Here is a 1,450-nt window from a genome sequence, read left to right as displayed (position 1 = left end):
CCGGCCCGGCTGATCACTTTTGCACTGAGATGATAGATCGCCACGCTTGGGACGCCTCTCTTCAAAACAGGGTCCAGCGCCTGGTTGCGCTGGTCGGGAGCGCGAGGGTGAAACCCTCGTTCAGGCGGCATCGCCGCCTTGGGGGAAGCCGTCCGGCGCGGGGGTTTACCCCCATGAGGACGCGCACGTTGTCGAAGACAATGTATAAGCGCGCATTTAAATCTTTTCAAGCTATCAATCCGCCACTACATTCGCCCCGATTATTCCCGAGGTTTCCCCATGTCCCAAAGCCGCCCAACCGACGCCCGGATCAAAGAACTGGCCGAAAAGAAGGCGCAGATCGATGCCCGGATCGCCGCGCTCGATGCCCGGCGGCGTCTGACAAAAAAGAAAGACGAAGACCGCCTCAAATGGCTCCTGGGCACTTTGGTCTTCGACCGTTTGAGCGCCGAACCTGCTCTTCAGAGCATCGTGCGGCGCGACCTGCCAGACCGCCTCACCCAGCGGGATCGGGACCGTGGACTCTGGCAGATTCTGTTTCCTGACGCGCAAGAGGACCGGTCATGAGTTTTGTTCTGGAAGCCCGCCACTGGGTGATCATGATCGGCGCTGTGATCCTGGCCGCTGCCGCACTGATCCTCGCTCCGCAAGCGGTCGCGATCTACCCGGTGACCACCTATGCCTTCCCGATCATCGCCACAGCAGTGGTCCTCGACACCCTCGGAACCGCCGCAGAGCGCCACAGGGCACCCCTGAAGCTCCTCGCATGGGTCTGCCTGTGCGTTGCTACCCTCACAGCCCTGACGCCCCTTAGAGGGCCGCTCAGCGACATACTGGCGACTGTCCAGGCATGGACGGGCGCTGGCTGGCCCCTCCCCCGTGCCATTTGGGAAGGAATCAAGGGGCTGACGCGGTATTCTGATCCCCAGAAACAGGCCATGGCGATCTCCTTCGCGCTTGGAGCCTTCGGAGTGGCTGTCGCTGTCAGCACCCCGCTGGTGGCGATCTTCAATCCGCGCATTGGCCGGAACCGCAAATCCCGCACGGGCCCATGGCAAGCGGGATGGATGGACCCGCGTGACGTGGCCCAGCTGAAGCGCAACAAGACCGGCCTGCCCCTCGCCCTGCACAAGGGCAAGCTCCTGCGCTACGTCAAGAACGATGCGAAGGGATGGCGCGGCGGGCATCACCTCGTTGTCTCCGGCACGCGGGGCGGCAAAGGCGTCAGCGCGGTGATCCCGGCGATCCTCGACCACCAGGGGCCGGTCGTCGTCCTGGACATCAAGGGCGAAAATTTCGCCGTCACGCGCCGCCACCGCAAAGAGCTCGGGCGTAAGGTGGCCGTCCTCAACCCTTTCGGCCTCGTCGAGGATGGAAAGGATCAGTTCAACCCGCTCGACTACATCCGGCCCCACGAGCTGGCGCGCGACGTGGCCCTGGTTGCGGACGG

At 63.6% G+C, this 1,450-nt stretch carries 2 protein-coding genes; both read left to right on the top strand.

Annotated features, from left to right (window positions below):
- Window positions 1-279 precede the first annotated feature (279 nt).
- Entirely contained in the window at window positions 280-567 is a 288-nt protein-coding gene (locus EGN72_RS00295; protein ID WP_127044683.1) for a hypothetical protein, read from the top strand.
- Window positions 564-1,450: type IV secretory system conjugative DNA transfer family protein (locus EGN72_RS00290; RefSeq protein WP_158623098.1), on the top strand; the 887-nt coding region annotated here is incomplete at its 3' end. The genes EGN72_RS00295 and EGN72_RS00290, both read left to right, overlap by 4 nt.

The sequence above is a fragment of the Pseudorhodobacter sp. E13 genome, from assembly GCF_003991405.1.
Taxonomy (GTDB): Bacteria; Pseudomonadota; Alphaproteobacteria; order Rhodobacterales; family Rhodobacteraceae; genus Pseudorhodobacter.
The sequence above is the reverse complement of the archived record's forward strand: the minus strand, read 5'-3'. Positions and strand labels throughout refer to the sequence as shown.

What these genes read in the sequence shown, in the direction of transcription:
- EGN72_RS00295 (WP_127044683.1), top strand. Translation starts at nt 280, where the DNA reads ATGTCCCAAAGCCGCCCAACCGACGCCCGGATCAAAGAACTGGCCGAA.